Annotated in this window: 17 protein-coding genes; 12 read left to right on the top strand and 5 right to left on the bottom strand. The window is 48.8% G+C overall.

The window, feature by feature from the left end; all coding sequences use genetic code 11:
- The first annotated feature begins 39 nt into the window (after positions 1–39).
- The 5 genes from DW039_RS07465 to DW039_RS07445 all read left to right on the top strand — a co-directional run bounded on the left by DW039_RS07465 (position 40) and on the right by DW039_RS07445 (position 6,383).
- Entirely contained in the window at positions 40–927 is an 888-nt protein-coding gene (locus tag DW039_RS07465; RefSeq protein WP_044468332.1) for a helix-turn-helix domain-containing protein, read from the top strand.
- A gap of 13 nt (positions 928–940) precedes the next feature.
- Entirely contained in the window at positions 941–1,429 is a 489-nt protein-coding gene (locus DW039_RS07460) for a DUF4251 domain-containing protein (RefSeq protein WP_005834391.1), read from the top strand.
- 143 nt (positions 1,430–1,572) lie between these two features.
- Complete coding sequence (locus DW039_RS07455; protein WP_117703830.1) at positions 1,573–3,897, top strand: outer membrane beta-barrel family protein; 2,325 nt, start codon at positions 1,573–1,575, stop codon at positions 3,895–3,897.
- A 176-nt stretch (positions 3,898–4,073) separates the two neighbouring features.
- The gene (locus tag DW039_RS07450; RefSeq protein ID WP_005830747.1) at positions 4,074–4,649 is read left to right on the top strand and encodes a helix-turn-helix domain-containing protein; all 576 of its coding nucleotides are present in this window, start codon (positions 4,074–4,076) and stop codon (positions 4,647–4,649) included.
- A gap of 87 nt (positions 4,650–4,736) precedes the next feature.
- A complete protein-coding gene (locus DW039_RS07445) occupies positions 4,737–6,383 on the top strand; it encodes an AMP-binding protein (protein ID WP_009037622.1) in 1,647 nt (548 codons plus the stop codon).
- A 96-nt stretch (positions 6,384–6,479) separates the two neighbouring features.
- Here DW039_RS07445 and DW039_RS07440 read toward each other — a convergent pair whose 3' ends face one another.
- Both DW039_RS07440 and DW039_RS07435 read right to left on the bottom strand, forming a co-directional pair.
- Positions 6,480–6,971: an S-ribosylhomocysteine lyase gene (locus DW039_RS07440; protein WP_120381836.1), complete on the bottom strand. Its 492-nt coding sequence runs from the start codon at positions 6,969–6,971 to the stop codon at positions 6,480–6,482.
- Positions 6,972–7,002: 31 nt separating this feature from the next.
- Positions 7,003–7,707 carry a 5'-methylthioadenosine/adenosylhomocysteine nucleosidase gene (locus DW039_RS07435; protein WP_005830756.1) on the bottom strand — a complete coding sequence of 235 codons (705 nt, stop codon included), beginning with the start codon at positions 7,705–7,707 and terminating at the stop codon, positions 7,003–7,005.
- 244 nt (positions 7,708–7,951) lie between these two features.
- Here DW039_RS07435 and DW039_RS07430 point away from each other — a divergent pair, with 244 nt between their 5' ends.
- The 3 genes from DW039_RS07430 (at position 7,952) to DW039_RS07420 (ending at position 12,724) form a co-directional block, all read left to right on the top strand.
- Positions 7,952–10,462 carry a YfhO family protein gene (locus tag DW039_RS07430; RefSeq protein ID WP_035447195.1) on the top strand — a complete coding sequence of 837 codons (2,511 nt, stop codon included), beginning with the start codon at positions 7,952–7,954 and terminating at the stop codon, positions 10,460–10,462.
- A 694-nt stretch (positions 10,463–11,156) separates the two neighbouring features.
- Positions 11,157–11,489 (top strand): 30S ribosome-binding factor RbfA, encoded by a 333-nt coding sequence (gene rbfA, locus DW039_RS07425; RefSeq protein ID WP_005834378.1) that lies wholly within the window; start codon positions 11,157–11,159, stop codon positions 11,487–11,489.
- Positions 11,489–12,724: an FtsX-like permease family protein gene (locus DW039_RS07420; RefSeq protein WP_005830763.1), complete on the top strand. Its 1,236-nt coding sequence runs from the start codon at positions 11,489–11,491 to the stop codon at positions 12,722–12,724. The genes rbfA and DW039_RS07420 overlap by 1 nt, the downstream gene beginning before the upstream one ends.
- Before the next feature lie 9 nt (positions 12,725–12,733).
- On the opposite strand, the gene DW039_RS07415 is transcribed toward DW039_RS07420, so the two are convergent.
- The 3 genes from DW039_RS07415 to aroQ form a co-directional block, all read right to left on the bottom strand.
- Positions 12,734–13,363 (bottom strand): O-methyltransferase, encoded by a 630-nt coding sequence (locus DW039_RS07415; protein WP_035447197.1) that lies wholly within the window; start codon positions 13,361–13,363, stop codon positions 12,734–12,736.
- A 118-nt stretch (positions 13,364–13,481) separates the two neighbouring features.
- The gene (pyk, locus tag DW039_RS07410) at positions 13,482–14,939 is read right to left on the bottom strand and encodes a pyruvate kinase (protein ID WP_009037618.1); all 1,458 of its coding nucleotides are present in this window, start codon (positions 14,937–14,939) and stop codon (positions 13,482–13,484) included.
- A 20-nt stretch (positions 14,940–14,959) separates the two neighbouring features.
- Positions 14,960–15,379, bottom strand: coding sequence for a type II 3-dehydroquinate dehydratase (gene aroQ, locus DW039_RS07405; protein WP_005834372.1), 420 nt, complete (start codon positions 15,377–15,379; stop codon positions 14,960–14,962).
- A 118-nt stretch (positions 15,380–15,497) separates the two neighbouring features.
- On the opposite strand from aroQ, the gene xerD reads away from it, so the two are divergent.
- From xerD to DW039_RS07385, 4 genes are all read left to right on the top strand, one after another.
- Positions 15,498–16,451 (top strand): site-specific tyrosine recombinase XerD, encoded by a 954-nt coding sequence (gene xerD / locus DW039_RS07400; protein ID WP_005830767.1) that lies wholly within the window; start codon positions 15,498–15,500, stop codon positions 16,449–16,451.
- 136 nt (positions 16,452–16,587) lie between these two features.
- Entirely contained in the window at positions 16,588–18,282 is a 1,695-nt protein-coding gene (locus DW039_RS07395; RefSeq protein ID WP_120381835.1) for a tetratricopeptide repeat protein, read from the top strand.
- A 111-nt stretch (positions 18,283–18,393) separates the two neighbouring features.
- On the top strand, positions 18,394–19,467 hold the full coding sequence (locus DW039_RS07390) for a TlpA disulfide reductase family protein (protein WP_120381834.1): 1,074 nt from the start codon (positions 18,394–18,396) through the stop codon (positions 19,465–19,467).
- A gap of 37 nt (positions 19,468–19,504) precedes the next feature.
- Positions 19,505–21,043: a YifB family Mg chelatase-like AAA ATPase gene (locus DW039_RS07385; RefSeq protein ID WP_005830774.1), complete on the top strand. Its 1,539-nt coding sequence runs from the start codon at positions 19,505–19,507 to the stop codon at positions 21,041–21,043.
- Positions 21,044–21,140: the final 97 nt, after the last annotated feature.

Genomic DNA, 21,140 nt, shown 5'->3' with positions numbered 1-21,140 from the left:
TTTTTGTTTATAATCCGATTTATACGTAATTTTGTATCCATGAAAAGGAAAGTATCAGCAGCAAATCTTTCGATAGCAATCACTTTTCTATTGGTACTGCTATCATTCGGCTTCGGTTATCGCAGCTATTCGCAGGCAGAACAACGTGTGGTCTCTGACCTGAATCAAGCGCTGCAACGCACAGTATTGCAGCACAAGGGATTATGGTTGAATGCAGATACCATCCAAACCTATGCCAAGTTGCAAGAAGTGATGGGCACTCCCGTTTCCGTAAGCGGTTTCCACAGAGCCTTTACCGAAGCATTGTCCATCACCGGATTGAAAGATGTTTCTACCCTTTCGCTACATATACTGAAAAAGAATGCTCCCGCCACCGTATTCAATGAGATTCCTGCCGGATGTCTTGCCAGCGACACATTAGTATGGCTCTCCACCACAGCCGATGCATCTGGGCTGACACTTTCTTTCCGGGGATATGCCCGCTGCTCAGCTGCCATGCTGTTCAGCTTATCCAAGCAGACAATTCCGGCAACATTGCTATTGGCCGCCCTGCTCTGGGGAGGATTCACTTTCTTCTATTTCCACCGGCACACAAAGACTAATGCCAGTAACGGGCAGCAACAAGAAAACTTCATTACCTTCGGCAACCTTTCGCTTTCCCTCCAGGAAGCCTGCTTCTATAACGAACAGCAGGAAAAGCTAAAACTCACCCCCATGCAGTACACACTGATGGAGATGTTCTACCTTTCTTCCTCACACCTACTTTTCAAATCCGACATCTGCCAATCGCTATGGCCGGGAAAAGACAATGCAGACGAAACGCTTTACACATTGATACGGCGTCTGAAGCCCATTGTCGAGGACAACAGCAACCTCAGAATAACAACAGATCGTGGCCGCGCCTACGGACTGGAAATAAAAACCTAAACATTATAGAATCATGAAGACTAACAAACTTATCCTATTAGGGCTAATCTGCCTAACTGTCGCAATGCCGACAACCGCCCAAAACCGTAACGAAAAGAAAGCGCGCACTGAACGTGCTGTAAAAGAAGCTATTGCTGCTAAACAATACAAAATCAACGTAGATCGGATGCAACCGATGAGAGGCGGTAGCCGTAACCTGACCACCAACTATACACTGGAAATTAGAAACGACTCCGTTTTCTCTTACCTGCCTTACTTTGGAGTGGCCTACAATGCTCCGTATGGAGGAGGCAAGAGCCTGAATTTCAATGCATCCATCACCGGATACACAACCAGAGCACTCAAAAAAGGCAAAATCCAAATAGACTTCAAGACCCGTAGTGATGAAGACAATTATGAGTATCGCCTCACCATCTTTCCCGATGGTTCTACCAGTATCCATGTGCAACCCATGAACAAACAGTCCATCTCGTTCACCGGAGAGATGGATACAGAAAAGTAATCATCTTCCCCCTTTAAAAGGACAAAAGAAAGTATTGTCAGTCTATTGTCAGGCAAATGTCAGACAACTATCCGCTTTTTATTTCTTCCATCCCGGCAGAAAGCGGATACCTTCGTGTCCCGAAATCAAACAACAACCGGAACATGAAACAGATAATATGTATTCTTGCCCTGCTCCTAATGAGCGTCACGACAACAAAAGCACAAACCAGCCCGGCAACACCCTCCATCCGAGGTAAAATTCTCACAGAGGAAAAGCAACCGATAGAGTTTGCCAACATCGCCCTCCTTTCCGAAGATTCCACCTTCATACAAGGAACGTGTAGCCGAAGCGACGGTAGTTTTGAACTTCTCCCTCCCGCTCCCGGAAACTATCTACTACAAGTTTCTTCCATCGGTTACAAACCCCTTTGCCAGCCTTGCCCCACCGGGAGTACCCACAACTGGATATTGCAAACCGATGCCGTGCTACTTGCGGAAACCGTCATCACCGCCGCCCGCCCCGTTTTCCGACTAAAGGGCGGAAAGTTGGAGACAAGCGTACGGCAAACCCTGCTCGCATCCTTGAATGATGCCAACGACGTATTGAAACATATCCCCGGACTGCGCTCCTCTGATGAGGGGTATACCGTTTTTGGCAAAGGGACACCGGTCATCTATATAGATAACCGCCTTCTGCAAGACAACTCCGAGCTGCAACGCCTCTCTGCCGCCGATATTGAAAAAGTGGAGCTCATCACCAACCCGGGTGCAGAGTACGATGCTACCGTTAAAGCCGTTGTACGCATACGCACCGTACGTAACAAAAGAGACAGTTTTGGCGGTAATTTCCGTGCAGGAATCACCCAACGGAGACGCAGCAGCCATTACGGACAAGTCAATCTGAATTATCAGAAGAAAGGACTGTCCCTGCTGGGCATGCTGTACACCAATTATGAAAACAGAAAACGCCACCAGGAGGTTCGCTACCAGATACCGTCCGAAATACAATGGGATGTAAATAACCGGGTTCACTTATATAATAAGGGACTACTTGCCGGAGGAAAAGCAAGCGCCAGTTACGACTTCACCCCCCAACACAGCCTCGGTGCCTCCTATGAGTTTCATCGTACCCCCGATTATCACAGCAGTGACCATTCGGCATATACCGTCCGGGCAAATGAAGAATTGGCCGATCACACCATACATTCCTCCCAAAACTTGCAGCAAACCAACCGGCACCAGCTGAATGCCTACTATCAGGGCAGCATAAAGCAACTCCACATAAACTTCAACACCGACCTGGTATACGGAAAAAGTTATAATCACCAGGAGGCTAAAGAAGAAAGCCAGACCGAAGGCAATCGCGACATCAGCTCTTTCAACCACGCCGACAACCGCCTTTATGCCGCCAAGTTGATTCTGACCCATCCCCTTTGGAAAGGTGAACTGAAGACCGGTGCCGATTACACCTTCATCCGGCGAAATGACAATTTCCTGAACCGGCAGCACATACTTCCCGATACAGACAGTCGAATCGACGAAAGCAAGTCCGCCGTCTTTGCCGAATACTCACTGACATTAGGAAAAATCAGCCTTCTTGCAGGACTGCGCTTCGAGCATGCCGTCTCCGACTATTGGGAGCAGGAAAAGTACGTGTCCGGTCAAAGTCGTACTTACAATGACTGGTGCCCCAACCTATCGGTAGACTTTCCTCTCGGCAAAGCCCAAGCCAATCTCAGCTATACAGCCAAAAGCAACCGCCCCAGCTTCTTCCAGCTACGTAGCACACTGAGTTATAACAACCGTTTCATCTACGAAGGCGGAAACCCACTGCTCACCCCCGAAACCAACCACGACCTGCAGTTCACGGCCCTTTACAAGTGGGTACAATTCGGACTTAACTACCAATACCGCCGCAATGCCATTGCCTTCATGACCAAAGAATACGAGGACAATCCGGATGTTGTCATCTTCACTACCGGAAATTTCAAACGGATGCAGTATCTCACCGCCTCTGCCCATCTGTCACCCACCGTCGGCATCTGGAAACCGGAGCTCGGCATCTACTTCGCCCAACCGTTCTTCAAAGTCACCAATCAAGGCAGTAGCAAGAATATGAACCGCGGCAGCATTTACCTCTTTCTGCAAAACAGTCTCCAGCTTCCGGACGAGTGGATTCTCTCCCTTGATGCCGACTACCAGAGCGAAGGCAACTTCGGCGCCATGCTGCAACGTTCCTATTGGGGCATAAACGCCGGCATCCGCAAAACATTCTTCAACAAAAGGCTGACGCTCGGACTGCAAGCCAATGACCTGTGGAATTCCCGGTATGGCTCCTTCATGCTGTTCGGTCCCCGGCTGACCTATACGAAAAAGGCAAACCCGGACTCGCGCAGCTTCTCCCTGAACCTAAGCTATCGTTTCAACGCAGCAGGCAAAGCGTACAAAGGAAAGCACGTATCGGAACAAGACTTGAAGCGGCTATAAACAGAACTTTGGGGAAGAAAGAGAAACAGAACAGAAGAATATTATACAAATAAGCCGACCACCGGAGATATTTCAGCAATATTTTCCCTCAGAATGTTGCATCAAGTAAAAGTTTCTCTTATTTTTGCGGTTTAACAGCTATAAATTATAACCTTTAGACAGAAAATACTATCATTATGGATACCAGCAAAATCGTAGGAGAAAAAATAAAATCACTCCGTGAAAGCCAATCCATCAGTATGGAAGAACTGGCACAGCGTTCGGGACTTGCTATCGAACAGATTGAACGTATAGAAAACAACATCGACCTCCCGTCACTGGCTCCCCTCATCAAGATAGCTCGTGTGCTGGGTGTACGTTTGGGAACTTTTCTTGACGACCAGGATGAGAACGGTCCCGTGGTCTGCCGTAAGGACGAGTCGCAGAACAGTATCAGTTTCTCCAACAATGCCATCCACAGCCGCAAGCATATGGAGTATCATTCACTCTCCAAATCCAAAGCCGACCGCCATATGGAGCCGTTTATCATTGATGTGGCCGCTACGGACGACAGTGACTTTGTACTCTCCTCACACGAAGGCGAAGAATTCATCATGGTGATGGAAGGGACCATGGAAATCAGTTACGGCAAAAATACCTACCTGCTCGAAGAAGGTGACAGCATCTATTACGATTCCATCGTTCCGCACCACGTACACGCCTATGAAGGGCAGGCAGCCAAGATACTTGCAGTAGTTTATACACCAATTTAAATTAATGGAAAATTAAAAGGTGAAAATGGAAAATGATAAATACTTTCTATTTTCACCTTTCAACTTTCCACTTTCAACTTCCACATCATGTTATACGAACGTACCCTCGGCCAATGGTTGGAACATTGGGCCGAAACAACACCAGACAAAGAATATATCGTTTACTCTGACCGCAACCTGCGCTTCACCTGGAGCCAGTTCAACCGCCGGGTGGACGACATGGCCAAAGGACTTATCGCCATCGGCGTGGAACGGGGAACACACGTAGGTATCTGGGCAGCTAACGTACCCGACTGGCTGACTCTATTATACGCTTGCGCCAAGATAGGTGCCGTCTACGTAACGGTAAACACCAACTACAAACAGTCCGAGCTGGAATATCTCTGCCAGAACTCCGACATGCATACCCTCTGCATCGTCAATGGCGAAAAGGACAGTGACTTTGTGCAGATGACCTATACCATGCTTCCGGAACTGAAGACTTGCCAACGCGGACACTTGAAAAGCGAACGTTTCCCTTATATGAAAAACGTCATCTACGTGGGGCAGGAGAAGCACCGGGGCATGTACAACACGGCCGAAATACTTCTCTTGGGCGACAATATAGAAGACAGTCGCCTGAATGAGCTCAAAAGTCAGGTCACTTGCCACGATGTAGTGAACATGCAATACACCTCCGGCACTACGGGATTCCCGAAAGGCGTCATGCTTACCCACTACAACATTGCCAACAACGGTTTCCTTACCGGTGAGCACATGAAGTTTACCGCCGATGACAAGCTCTGCGTCTGCGTACCATTGTTCCACTGCTTTGGCGTGGTACTTGCCACCATGAACTGCCTGACACACGGCTGTACGGAAGTAATGGTGGAACGCTTCAACCCGCTGGTAGTGCTCGCCTCTATCCACAAGGAGCGCTGCACGGCACTTTACGGCGTACCCACCATGTTCATTGCCGAACTGAACCATCCGATGTTCGACATGTTCGACATGTCCAGCCTACGTACGGGTATCATGGCAGGTTCCCTCTGCCCGGTAGAGCTGATGAAGCAGGTGGAAGAGAAAATGTACATGAAGGTAACCAGCGTTTACGGGCTGACCGAAGCTGCTCCCGGAATGACCGCCACCCGGATAGACGACCCGTTCGATGTGCGTTGCAATACTGTAGGACACGACTTTGAACATACGGAAGTAAAGGTTATCGACCCCGAAACCGGAGAAGAGTGTCCCGTAGGCGTACAAGGCGAAATGTGCAACCGCGGATACAACACCATGAAGGGTTACTACAAAAACCCGGAAGCCACGGCCGAAGTCATTGACGAGAACGGTTTCCTGCACTCGGGAGACCTTGGAGTGAAGGACGAGGACGGCAATTACCGCATCACAGGACGCATCAAGGACATGATTATCCGCGGTGGTGAAAATATCTATCCCCGCGAGATAGAAGAGTTCCTCTATCAACTGGAAGGCGTAAAAGACGTGCAGGTAGCCGGTATTCCCTCTAAGAAATACGGTGAAGCCGTAGGCGCTTTCATCATCCTGCACGAAGGAGTGGATATGCACGAATCGGATGTACGAGACTTCTGCATCGGCAAAATATCACGCTACAAGATACCCAAGTATATCTTCTTCATCAAAGAATTCCCCATGACGGGAAGTGGCAAGATACAGAAATTCAAGCTGAAAGACCTGGGATTACAGCTTTGCAAGGAGCAGGGGATTGAGATTGTGTGATAATAAAGGATAAGGGATTAAGGGTTAGGGATTATTGGGGTCGCATAGACTTTAATATAGGTATAAACCCATCCCTAATCCTTAATCCCTAACCCCTTATTTTTCTTCTTTTTCCGGATATTTCATATTCTCCTCTTTCATCTGTTCCAATACCTCATGCAGGTATTTGGCAGACTCCCATTTAGCCATCGGAAGGTCGTGGAGCAGGTAGTTGCCGCAATCTTGCGGAGCGGCACCGGGGACTTCACCTTCATATTCGGCAACAAAGCGGAAGGTGTCCTGCATCAGCACCAGTATGTCCTGCGGCTTCAAGTCACCTTTCATCAGCAGATAATTACCGGTGAGGCAGCCCATGGGGCCCCAATAGATAATCTTGTCCTGCCACTGCGGGTCATTGCGCAGGTAGGTGGCGGCAAGATGTTCGATAGTATGCAGAGCACCTTGTCCCAAGGCAGGCTCACGGTTGGGCTCTTTCATACGGATGTCGAAAGTAGTGACTGTTTCTCCGTTCACTTCATCCTGGCGGGATATGTAAATGCCGCGCAACAAGCGGATGTGGTCGATTGTAAAACTAGGAATCTTCTTCATGAGTTATGAGTTATGAGTTATAAGTTATGAGTTATAAATTGCTGGGAAGGGTGGAGAGGAAGGTCCATATCGTGAGGAACGAACGCTCTGCCATGGTTCCCCAGAAATCGGCATACTGCGAAGCATGGTCCTCTACTCCGGGTGTGTCGCTGATGATGCGGAAGCTGAGAAAAGGAACATTGTACAGATAGCAAGTCTGCGCAATGGCGGCAGACTCCATATCAACGGCAAGACCGTCGGGGAAACGTTGCTTGATGGTATCCAGCTCCGTACGGTTGGTGATGAACTGGTCGCCGGTACAGACAAGTCCGCTGTGGATGCGGCTTTCCATTCCGGCTTCGTTCAGCGACAAGGCATGTTTCAACAGAGAGGAACATCCCTCGTAAGAGGCGGGAAAACCTTGCACTTGTCCGTACTCGTTACCGTCGCCGCACCAGACGTCGTGATACACCAGACGTTGGCTTGCCACTACATCCGTCACCTTCAGGCAAGCATCAATGCCGCCCGCCACACCGGTGCTGACGATGCAGTCCGGAGAAAAGCGCCGTATCAGTTCCGAAGCTCCTACCGCTGCACTCACCTTACCGATGCCGCATTGCGTCAAGATTACATGGTTACCGCCCAATGTACCTTCCACATAGCGGAAACTACCATCGCCCGACGTATTCTTATCCTGCAAGCGCTCCACCAACCGGCGGTGTTCGCTGTCCATTGCACTGATTATCCCTATTGTCATATCTATAATAATTTAAGCTTGCATATTACCATTAAAGCACTTTAATCTTTTTTTGGAAAGGCAAAGGTACAACATTCTGCCGATAACGTGACAATAACAATCTGCATTTATGTATCTTTGCCACAAAAGCGAAGATAGGCTGCACCTCAACAAAACTTTTTCACGCAAGCATGAAAGTTCTGTATTCGGTTTGCACTATCTTTGCCCCACAATTGATTAATTGATAACTCATAACTTATAACTCATGAAGAAGCTTCTTCCCGACCTTATTGCCATCTTGGCATTCGTCCTCCTTTCCTTCGCCTACTTCTTCCCGGCGGATATAGAAAACCGTATTCTCTTTCAGCACGACACGGCTGCAGGAGCAGGGGCAGGACAAGAAGTCAAGGAGTATTACGAACAGACGGGCGAACGCAGCCGTTGGACAAACTCGCTGTTCGGCGGTATGCCCATGTATCAGATAGCCCCTTCGTATGACTCCACCAAGTCACTGCAGTGGGTACAGAAAGCCTACCAACTCTTCCTGCCCGACTATGTGTGCCTCACATTCATGCTGATGCTCGGCTTCTACATCCTGCTGCGCGTCTTCGGCATACCGGTCTGGCTGGCCGGACTGGGCGGTATCATGTGGGCATTCTCGTCCTATTTCTTCATCCTGATATCTGCCGGACACATCTGGAAGTTCATCACCCTTGCCTACGTGCCGCCCACCATAGCAGGCATTGTGCTCGCCTATCGTGGGAAACTGCTGTGGGGAGGCATCCTCACCGCCTTGTTCGTGGCCCTGCAAATCACCTCGAACCACGTGCAGATGTCCTATTACTTCTTCTTCGTCATCCTTTTCTTTGTGGGAGCCTACTTCGAGAAAGCATGGCGTACCAAGACATTGCCCCAGTTCTTCAAGGCAAGTGCCGTACTGATTGTGGCAGCCCTCGTCGGCATAGCCGCCAACGTATCCAACCTCTATCACACCTATGCCTACAGCAAAGAAACCATGCGCGGCAAAAGCGAACTGGTGCAGACCGGCGACGCTGCCAAGCAGACCAGTAGCGGGCTGGACCGCGACTACATCACCCAGTGGAGCTACGGCATCGACGAAACACTGACTCTGCTGGTGCCCAACTTCAAAGGCGGAGCATCTGCCGCCCTCAGCCAGAGTGAAACTGCCATGAGCAAGGCAAACCCGATGTACAGCAGTCTGTACGGCTCACTGACACAATATTTCGGTACCCAGCCCATGACGTCGGGTCCCGTCTACGTCGGAGCATTCGTCTTGTTTCTGTTCGTACTGGGATGCTTCATCGTGAAAGGACCGTTGAAGTGGGCATTGATAGGAGCCACCTTCTTCTCCATCGTCTTGTCCTGGGGCAAGAACTTCATGCCGCTGACGGATTTCTTCATCGATTACGTCCCGTTGTACAACAAGTTCCGCGCCGTGTCCTCCATCCTTGTCATAGCAGAGTTCACGATACCTTTGCTGGCTATCTTTGCCCTGAAACGCCTGCTCGAAGAGCCGGAAATCTTAAAACAGGAAAAGAAGCCCCTCGGCATCAGCCTGCTGCTCACTGCAGGCATCGCCCTGCTGCTTGCCGTTGCCCCGGGCAGCATCGGCTCCGGCTACGTGCCCGCCCAAGAGGCACAGATGCTGCAGAATGCCGTCAACCAGCAGATGATACCCGCCAACGAGCTCTCCGGCATCCTTGCCAACTTGGGAGAGATGCGTGCCGAACTCGTCAGCAGCGACGCCCTGCGTAGCTTCATCATCATAGGCATCGGCTGCAGCCTGCTCTGGCTCTATGCAAGCGGCAAGCTGCGCAGCTCGCTGACCATTGCAGGTATCACCATACTCTGCCTGGCAGATATGTGGGGGGTCAACAAGCGCTATCTGAATGATGCCCAGTTCGTGCCCCACTCCATCCGTACGGAAACCTTCACCAAGACGAATACAGACGAGCTGATACTGCAAGATACCAGCTTGGACTATCGTGTATTGAACTTTGCCACCAGCACCTTCGATGACAACAACACCTCCTACTGGCACAAAAGCGTCGGCGGTTATCACCCGGCCAAGCTGCGCCGCTACCAGGAAATGATAGAGCATCACATCTCTCCCGAAATGCAGGCGGCCTACAAGGCCATTGCCACCGCCGGAGGTGAGATGGACAGCGTGGATGCCAATAAGTTCCGCATACTGAACATGCTGAACACCAAATACTTCATCTTCCCTGCAGGGCAGCAAAGACAAACCGTTCCCATCCTCAACCCACACGCCTACGGCAATGCATGGTTTGTAAACAAGGTGCAGTATGTGAACAACGCCAACGAAGAGATTGACGCCCTGGACAGCATCATACCTACGGAGACAGCCGTAGTGGATGCCCGCTTCAAGGATGTGCTGAAAGGTGCCACGGAAAGTTATAAAGACAGCCTCTCCAGCATCCGCCTGACAAGTTACGCACCTAACCGCCTGACGTACGAAACGAACAATGCCCAAGACGGTATTGCCGTATTCTCCGAAATCTATTATCCGGACGGCTGGCACGTAACCATCGACGGACAGCCTGCCGAACTGGCACGCGCCGACTATATCCTGCGCACAATGTATGTTCCTGCCGGACAGCACACCATCGAAATGCGCTTTGACCCCACCAGCCTGCACGTGACGGAAGGCATCGCCTACGGAGCACTGGCACTGCTGGTGATAGGTATCATCGTGGCAGTGCTGATAGCCAAAAGGAAGTATGTAAAGGCATAAAAAAAATATCATATCATTCCCCCATAAGCACTCGACGCATTCCGCTATTCATACCCTGATACGGAATGCGTCGAGTGCTTATGTCCGTTCCGTTATCCCCTCATGTTTGTTCTGTCATTCCCTTATGTCTGTTCTGTCAACCCCTATATATTGATGAAAAACCACGGCTGTGAAGCATATTCTTCACAGCTGTGGCACGTCTTCTTCACGACTGTGGAAAAGGCGTACCACAGCCGTGCGTACATGATAAACCCAAAGGCTTCTCAAGACAAACCACCGTGCAAAACACAACAGAAGCCTATGTAACACACAACGGAAGCCTATGCAAGAGACAAGAAAGCCCGGTCAGATGCGCAAAAAAACCGTTTCTACCCTCCCGGGTAAAAACGGTTCAAGTCAATAATACATGAAAAAACGCTATTTAGAGAGAGTCTCTTCTATAACGGAATGGTTCTCTTCCTTCTTCACTCATCATCAGCAGTTCTCCGAACTGACATCAAAGTTAGGGAAGCATAACAAGAACAACAAATAGAATCTACGAAAAGGCATATCTCATCGACAGAACGGAAAAGAATGAACCCTACAATAGGGAAAAGAATGAAAAAAAAGCTATAAACAGTCGGCAGAACGATATATTTCAGTAACTTTGCTAACGTGAAAACAGGCTGCACCCCAGCATAAAAAAATGAACAGTATGGAAACTACCAGACAAAATAAAATAGCCCGTCTCCTGCAGAAGGAACTGAGTGATATCTTCTTGTTGCAAACCAAGTCCATGCCCGGCATACTGATTTCCGTCAGTGCCGTACGCATCAGCCCCGACATGAGCGTGGCACGCGCTTATCTCAGTATATTCCCCTCGGAGAAAAGCGAAGAAATAGTCAAGAACATCAACGGAAACATGAAATCCATACGCTTTGAACTGGGTACCCGCGTACGCCACCAACTACGCATTATCCCCGAACTGAAGTTCTTCGTAGACGACTCACTGGACTATCTGGAACGAATTGACGAACTGCTGAAATAATGTCCCTTCCCTTCTTTATAGCCCGCCGCTACCTCTTCTCCAAGAAGAAACACAATGCCATTAATATCATCTCCGGTATTTCGGTGTGTGGAGTGGCATTGGCTACGTTGGCGTTGGTATGCACCTTGTCCGTGTTCAACGGTTTTCAGGACATGGTGGCAGGCTTTTTCACAGCCTTCGACCCGGAACTGAAAATCACCGTCCGCGAAGGTAAGGTTTTCGACCCGCACGAAGCGTGCATCCGGCAAGTACACGCCCTGTCCGAGATTGACGTGTGGACGGAAACACTGGAAGAGAATGCCATGGTGCAGTACAAGGACCGCCAGGCAATGGCCGTCATCAAGGGAGTGGAGGACAATTTCGAACAGCTTACATCCATCGACAGCTTGCTCTATGGGACGGGAAAGTTCCTACTGAGCGACTCGGTGGTGGACTATGGTTTTCTGGGTGTGGAACTTATATCCGAGTTGGGCACCGGCATTCAGTTCGTAGACCCGTTGCAGGTCTATGCCCCCAAACGGAACGTACGGGTAAACATAGCCAACCCCACTGCGGCTTTCAACCGGGAGTATCTCTTCTCGCCCGGCGCCATCTTTGCCGTCAACCAGCAAAAATACGATTCACGCTACATACTGACGTCACTTGACTTTGCCCGCCGTCTGTTCAATTATGACACGGAAGTCTCTGCCATCGAGATGAAACTGAAACCCGGTTCCAACATCGGCTCCGTACAAAAGAAAATAGCAGGCATTCTCGGCGACCGATTCATTGTACAGAACCGCTACGAGCAGCAGGCCGATGTTTTCCGCATCATGGAAATAGAGAAACTCATCTCTTATCTCTTCCTCACCTTCATTCTGGGTATCGCATGCTTCAATGTCATCGGTTCGCTGTCCATGCTGATACTGGACAAACGGGAGGATGTGGAGACACTGCGCAACCTGGGTGCCGACGACCGCCTCATAGCGCGCATCTTCTTGTTCGAAGGCAGGATGATTTCTGTATTCGGCGCCCTCTCCGGCATCGTTTTAGGATTGTTGCTGTGCTTTCTGCAGCAACGTTTCGGGTTGATTTCATTGGGGGGAGGCAATGGAAGTTTTGTAGTGGACGCTTATCCGGTAAGTGTACATGCCACGGATATTATTCTGGTATTCTTAACGGTCATCACTGTAGGCTTCTTGTCCGTATGGTATCCGGTGAGATACCTCAGCAAGCGGCTGCTGAGAAAAAGATAAAAAAAACAGTTACTTCTTACGGATAATCGTCAATCCGTCACGCAGGGGGAGAATGACTTTCTCCACACGCGCATCCCACGCCACCAAATCATTGAAGGCTTTGATACTGATTGTCTGCAGGTCTGTGCGATGGGGTTGTTCTTCCAGCACATGGCCATCCCACAAGGTATTGTCGGCAATGATATATCCACCGCCGGAAAGGCGGGCGAGCACCATTTCATAATAATCGATGTATTTGCGCTTGTCTCCGTCAATGAAGGCAAGGTCGAAAGTGAGGTCCAGTTGCGGTACCAGCTCCAAGGCATCGCCAATGTAGAACCTGATTTTATCCGCGTAATCGGAATTCTCCAGCCACGGACGGGTGAAGTCCTCCTGCTCGTCGTTGATTTCAAACGTATGCAGCATCCCGCCCTCCGGCAGTCCTTCTGCTATGCAAAGTGCGGAATACCCGCTATAAGTCCCTATCTCCAGCACCTGCCGGGGACGAATCATCCGGACAAACATCTTGAGCATACGCCCCTGCAAATGTCCGGAAGCCATGCGGGGATATAGCAACTTGACATGCGTGTCGCGATAGAGCGCTTTCAGATAATCGCCCTCATCATCAATGTGCTGCAAAATGTATTCGTCAATCGTCACTTTGTTAATGGATTATAGGTTAGGGATAAGGGATTAGGGGTTAGGGGTTAGTTCTGCGCACAATTATTAATTAATCATTAACCGCTAATCCCTAACCCCTTATCCTTAATCCCTTATCCTACAAATATCTGTTACTGTTGGGCAACACACTATCTTCAGCATGTTTCAGGGCATCTTCCACCACGTTGATTTCGAGGAAAGAAGTGCGCGTACCGGCTTTACCGCTACTCAGGTAGCCCACCATGTCCGTAGGACATAAACGGCCTTCCTTCAACAAGCGGCGCAAGGCTGCAAAGTAATACTCCTGCCCGTTGGCAAGTTCGGGCATATAGATAGCTTCCACACCGTAGGAAAGGGCAAGGTGCCGCATGGTCTTTTCCTTGTAGCAGATGGCCAATACCGGATATTTGCCACGGAAAGCGGCAAGGTTACGGGCAGTACGGCCGCTGTAACTGTCGGTGATGATTGCACGGATTTTCAGTTTGGTGGTAGCCTTTACCGCTTGTTTGGCCAGGAACGCAGTCACGTCGTTGCTGTTCTCGTCCAGCGGAATACGGATATCGTTGTCAGACAGCTTGTCTTTCTCCGCTTGGGCGGCAATCTTGGTCATCGTCTTCACCGCTTCTACCGGATACTTTCCATAGGCGGTTTCACCGCTCAACATCAAGGCATCCGTACGATAATAGATGGCATTGGCAATGTCCGTTACCTCCGCACGGGTGGGACGCGGATTGGAAATCATGGTATGAAGCATCTGTGTGGCAACAATCACCGGCTTCTTGGCAAGAATACACTTGCGGATGAGCACACGCTGGATGCCCGGAATACGTTCCTGCGGAACTTCAATACCGAGGTCACCGCGAGCTATCATCACACCGTCGGCTACTTCCAGGATTTCATCGATATTATCAACGCCTTCCTGGTTCTCAATCTTAGCAACAATACGGATATCGCTGTTATGAGCGTCAAGAATCGCCTTGATGTCGAGTATATCCTGCTTATTGCGCACAAAGGAGTGGGCAATGAAGTCTATGTTCTTCTCAATAGCATAAAGGATATTGGTGCGGTCCTTCTCAGTCAGAGAAGGCAGATTGATGCGGACGCCGGGAACGTTGACGCTCTTGCGGCTGCCCAGAGTAGCCTCATTCTGTACTTCGCAGAGCAGGTAGTCGGGGGTCTTCTCTACAACAACCAACTCCAAGTCACCGTCATCAATAAGGATATGGCCGTCCACATTCAAGTCTTTGACGAAATGGGGATAGGATACCGAGATACATTCACGGGTAGTCTCCTGCTCCGGGTTGCCTACCACCTTCACGCGGTCGCCCGCCTTGAAAGGAATGGGCTCAGCCAGAACCGTCGTGCGGACCTCCGGTCCTTTCGTATCCATCAGGATAGCGATGCGGTTGGAAACCGAACGCACATTGTTAATCAACTTCTCGGCACCTTCACGGCCAAGATGTGCAGTATTCATACGTACAACATTCATACCTGCATCGAACAACTGCTTTATAAAATCAACATCACAGCGCTGGTCAGAAATCGTTGCGACAATCTTCGTTTGCTTCAATAACATAATCTATATACCTATTTTATTTAATAATCTTTTAATGCCTCCATGGCCAGACGGTAGGAGTTCAGCCCGAAACCGAGAATGACACCCTTGCAAGCGCAGGAAATCATGGACACATGACGAAAAGCCTCGCGGGCATGTACATTAGAGATATGCACCTCAATCACCGGAGAAGTGACCGAACGGATAGCATCTTGCAGAGCGATGGACGTATGGGTGTAAGCACCCGCATTCAAAATGATGCCGTCCACATCAAAACCTACCTGCTGAATCTTGTCTATCAGCTCTCCCTCAATGTTGGACTGGAAATAGTCAATCTGTACATCCGCATATTTCTTACGGAGTTCGGCAAGGTAGTCTTCAAAAGTAACGCTACCGTAAATGGAAGGTTCACGTTTGCCCAAGAGATTTATATTGGGGCCGTTAATAATCTGTATCCTCATAACACAATTTTTTATACCTTTGCGGTGCAAAGATAGTGCAAACCGAAAGCAGATGCAAATTTATTTGCAATTTGCTGAAATGCAGCCTATTTTCGCGAAGCAAAGGTAGAAAAAAGAAATGAAATCAGAAGAAAAATCCACGAATAAGGAGAAACAAACGCTGATAATCAGAAAGTACCACCAGTATCTGAAACTGGAAAAAGCACTCTCACCCAATACAGTGGATGCTTACCAAACAGACTTACAGAAGCTGCTGCACTTTCTGGAAGGAGAGGGTATCGCTATCCTTGACACTACCCTGGATGACTTGCAGCATTTTGCCTCCGGACTGCACGACATCGGCATCCATCCCCGCTCGCAGGCACGCATCTTGTCGGGCATCAAGTCATTCTTCCATTTCCTCGTCATGGCCGACTACCTGGAGGGAGACCCCAGCGAACTGTTGGAGGGACCCAAAATCGGATTCAAGCTTCCAGAAGTACTGACAGTGGAAGAGATAGACCGCATCATCTCCGCCATTGACCTAGGCACAAACGAGGGGCAACGCAACCGGGCCATCCTCGAGACTCTATACAGTTGCGGCCTACGGGTATCGGAACTGTGCAACCTGAAAATCTCCGACTTGTATTTCGACGAAGGCTTCATCAAGGTAGAAGGTAAGGGCAGCAAACAGCGCCTTGTACCCATATCGTCCCGTGCCATCAAGGAGATAAGGAACTGGTTCGTGGACCGCAATGGAGGCTGGAAAATCAAGAAGGACTTCGAGGACTATGTATTCCTGGCACGCTGGGGCAAAAATATCTCGCGCATCATGGTATTCCATCTCATCAAGGAACTGGCGAAGAAGGCCGGCATCACCAAAAACATCAGTCCGCACACCTTCCGCCATTCCTTTGCCACCCACCTGCTTGAAGGAGGCGCCAACCTGCGCGCCATACAAAGTATGCTGGGTCACGAATCTATCGCTACAACAGAAATTTACACACATATTGACCGGCACAGATTGCGCAGTGAAATCATAGAACATCATCCCCGCAATATAAAGTACCGCAAAGAGCGGGAAATTCATTAAATTATGATAAAATTGCTGCGCGAGTTAACAAACTGTAATAGGATTTAATATCTTTGCGTTGTTGTGTCCATGCCCAAACAGCACACTAAAATGGAATAGACAAATTTCAATTACAAACAATTAATTTATACCTAAAATGACTAAGAAATTGTATCTGCCGTTTTTAATGGCAATGGTTGTTGCATTAATGACATCGTGCAGCAAAAAGATGGGTGAATTGTCATCAGATTATTTCACCGTAACTCCTCAAGTTCTGGAAGCTGTGGGTGGTAAAGTTCCCGCTACAATCAACGGAAAATTCCCCGAAAAGTACTTCAACAAGAAGGCTGTGGTAGAAGTGACCCCTGTGCTGAAATGGAATGGCGGCGAAGCTAAAGGCCAGTCGGCTGTGTTCCAGGGCGAAAAAGTAGAAGGTAACGACCAGACTATCTCTTACAAGATGGGCGGCAGCTACACTATGAAGACATCTTTCGACTATGTACCGGAAATGGCCAAATCCGAACTGTATCTGGAATTCAAGGCTACAGTAGGCAAAAAGACTGTCACTATCCCTGCTGTAAAAGTAGCTGATGGTGTAATCTCCACTTCTGAGATGCTGGAACAAACATTGGGCAGCGCTAACCCCGCCAATGGTGACGACGCTTTCCAACGTATCATCAAAGAAAAGCATGACGCCAACATCATGTTCTTGATTCAACAAGCCAACGTACGCGCCAGCGAATTGAAGACTGCCAAAGAATTCGGCAAAGAAGTGAAAAACATAGACGAAGCTGAAAACAAGAAAATCAGCAACATCGAAATCTCCGCATACGCTTCTCCCGATGGTGGTGTAGGCTTGAATACTACACTGGCTGAGAACCGCCAGGACAACACGGCTAAAATCATCAACAGAGATTTGAAGAAAGCCAAAATCGATGCAGCAGTAGACACCAAGTATACAGCTCAGGACTGGGAAGGCTTCCAGGAACTGGTATCCAAATCAAACATCCAAGACAAAGAATTGATTCTTCGCGTTCTTTCCATGTATCAGGATCCTGAACAAAGAGAACAAGAAATCAAGAACATCTCTTCTGTGTATAAGACTTTGGCTGACGAAATCCTGCCGCAACTGCGTCGTTCACGCCTGACTTTGAATTACGAAATCATCGGTAAGTCTGACGAAGAAATCGCAAACCTCGCCGACAGCGACGCCAAGCAGCTGAACATCGAAGAATTGCTGTATGCCACCACCTTGACTAAAGATGCTGCCAAGCAAGAAGCCATCTTCACAAAAGCTACTCAAATCTACCCGAACGATTTCCGTGCTTACAACAACTTAGGTAAACTGGCTTATCAGGCTGGTGATCTTAACAAGGCTGAAAGCTACTTCAAGAAAGCTCTCTCCATCAAGGATGCTCCTGAAGCAAACATGAATCTCGGTCTGATTGCCTTGACCAAGGGCGACAGAACAGCAGCAGAAAGCTATCTGAGCAAGGCTTCCGGTTCTAAGGAACTGAACGAGGCATTGGGTAATCTGTATGTTGCTCAAGGACAGTACGACAAGGCTGTCAGCTCATTTGGCGACACTAAGACTAACAGCGCTGCTTTGGCACAAATCCTGGCTAAGGACTACAACAAGGCTAAGAACACACTGGCTGCTATCGAAAGACCAGACGCTTATACTGACTACCTGATGGCTGTACTTGGCGCAAGAACCAACAATACATCTATGGTAACCAGCAGTCTGAAGAATGCCATTGCAAAAGAACCGGCTTTGGCAAAGAAGGCTGCTTCTGACCTGGAATTCGCCAAATACTTCACTAACACTGACTTTATGAATATCATCAAATAATAAAGGTTAGATTGAAAAGAACGTGCCCGGCATAGAAATATGTCGGGCATTTCTTTTTATTCACACCAAAAAGAAGTATTTTCGCGACGAAGTATCAGAAAAAGAACCGGAATGAAGAAAATCTATCTTGCATACCTTCTGCTTATTATATTGTCTGCCTGCGGCAGCAAAAATACAAATTCAGTCTACCTAAATGGTGAAATCAAAGGGCTGGGGAATGATACCCTTTATATATATGGTACGGACAAGTTCTATAACCGTATGGACACTCTGCTTGTCAAGGATGACAAGTTCTCTGCAACCCTCACCACCGACACACTTGCCTCTACATGGTTGCAATTCAGTGACGGTACGGAATATCCGCTTTACCTGGACAAAGGAGACAACATAAAGATAAAAGGTTCTGCCGCCGAACTTACTTCACTGGAAATCACGGGGAATGTTCCCAATGAAGAACTGACCGCCTTTCAGAAAGAGTTGAAAGGTTTGAGTACTCCCTCGGAGAAAGCATTGGAAGAAAAAGCAGAAGCCTTCATCAACAGCCATCCTTCTTCACTGGTAAGTATCTATCTGCTGGAGAAATATTTCGTGCAAAAACCGCAACCGGACTTCTCCTTAATCAAAGAAATGACAGAACACATGACCGGAGGCCTGAAAGACCGCCCATATGTGGACAAACTGCTTGACCTTATCCAAGAAGAAGAGAAGGTATCCGTCGGGAAAACCATCCCTTACGTCAACCTGCCCAATGCCAAAGGCACACAAATCAGCCGTACTAGCTTTAAGGACAAATATCTGTTGATACATTTTTGGGCATCTTGGGACCCGCAAAGCATGGAAGCCAACGCTGCCCTGCGCCGGATTTACAAGAAAGAAGAAAAGAACAAGCTATTCGCACTCTGGGGCATTTCCTTGGATATCGACAGAAAGGAATGGGAAGAAGCAATCAAAAGAGATACCCTGAAGTGGGAACAGAGTTGTGATTTCTCCGGATGGAACACAGCGCCCATCAAACAGCTCGCCATACAAGCATTGCCTGCCAATCTGTTCCTTAGCCCTTCCGGAAAAATTGAAGGGAAGAATATGAGTGAGGAAGACATCAAAAAGAAACTGGAGGAGATAGAGCAAAAGGAAAAAGAGAAGAAAGAGAGTGAAAAGAAACTCAAAAAACAAAATCGACGGTAGCCTATCCTGCCATCACTAACCCCTAATCACTAAAAACGTGCTCATAAAAGTTTTTGGAGCGGCTGTTCAAGGTATTGACGCAACCCTCATCACCATTGAAGTCAACAGTTCCAGAGGCTGTATGTTCTATTTAGTCGGTTTGCCGGACTCTGCGGTCAAAGAAAGCCATCAACGTATCATATCTGCTTTGCAGGTCAACGGCTACCGGATGCCGACCAGCAATATTGTCATCAACATGGCTCCGGCTGACATCCGCAAGGAAGGTGCAGCTTACGATTTACCTTTAGCCATCGGCATACTTGCCGCCAGCGAAGTTATCCAGTCCGATAAGCTGGAACGCTATCTGCTGATGGGTGAACTAAGCCTTGACGGCAGCCTGCAACCTATCAAAGGAGCACTCCCCATTGCCATCAAGGCCAGAGAACTGGGGTTTGAGGGTATGATTGTACCGCAACAGAATGCCCACGAAGCGGCAGTAGTAAACAATCTGAAAGTGTACGGAGCGGGAAACATCAAGGAAGTTATAGAATTCTTTAATGGCACGCAGGAATTAACCCCTACGTTAGTCAACACCCGCGAGGAATTCTATTCCCAGCAGAGCAACTTTGATTTCGACTTTGCAGAAGTAAAAGGACAGGAAAATGTGAAACGAGCCTTGGAGGTAGCTGCTTCGGGCAGCCACAACATACTTCTCATCGGTTCGCCGGGCAGCGGTAAGTCCATGCTTGCCAAGCGTCTGCCGTCTATACTTCCTCCCCTCTCTTTGGGAGAGAGTCTGGAAACGACCAAGATTCATTCTGTTGCCGGAAAGTTGGGCAAAGACGGTGGACTCATCTCGAAACGCCCGTTCCGCGCCCCTCACCACACCATTTCTACGGTAGCGATGACCGGTGGAGGAAGTTTCCCCCAGCCCGGTGAAATCAGTCTGGCACATAACGGAATTTTATATCTTGATGAACTGCCAGAGTACAGCCGTAACGTATTGGAGGTTCTTCGCCAACCGCTGGAAGATAGGAAGATTACCGTGTCACGCATCCGATGCAATGTAGAGTACCCGGCAAGTTTTATGCTGGTAGCCTCTATGAATCCGTGTCCATGCGGGTATTACACGCATCCCACCAAGGCTTGTGTATGCAGTCCTGGACAAGTACAAAAGTACCTGAACCGCATATCCGGACCTTTGCTCGACCGTATCGACCTGCAAATTGAAGTCACCCCACTCCCCTTTGAAGAGATGGCAGATTCTCGCCCCGGCGAATCGAGCGCCACCATACGCGAGCGTGTGATACGTGCCCGACAAATTCAAGAAGCAAGGTATGCAGACATTCCCGGCATATATTGTAATGCCCAGATGAACAGTAAACTGCTTGCTCGCCACGCCCGTCCGGATGACAAAGGACTTGCCATGCTCAAAACTGCCATGAACCGCCTAAACCTTTCGGCCCGCGCCTACGACCGTATATTGAAAGTATCACGCACCATCGCCGACCTGGAAGGCTGCGAATTGATACAGCCGGCACACTTGGCGGAAGCTATCGGATATAGAAATCTGGATAGGGAGGACTGGGCAGGATAAATCGTCGCGAAATAAAAATATAAAATTCCGTGGAACTTCCCAGCCCCACGGAATCATGATCAAGAAATCTATTATCTTTTTATAATAGTAGTTCTCC

Origin of the sequence: Bacteroides sp. AF39-16AC, from assembly GCF_003602735.1 — a bacterium.
In the GTDB taxonomy this organism is placed as follows: Bacteria; Bacteroidota; Bacteroidia; order Bacteroidales; family Bacteroidaceae; genus Bacteroides; species Bacteroides uniformis.
This window is presented reverse-complemented; position numbering and strand designations above follow the sequence as displayed.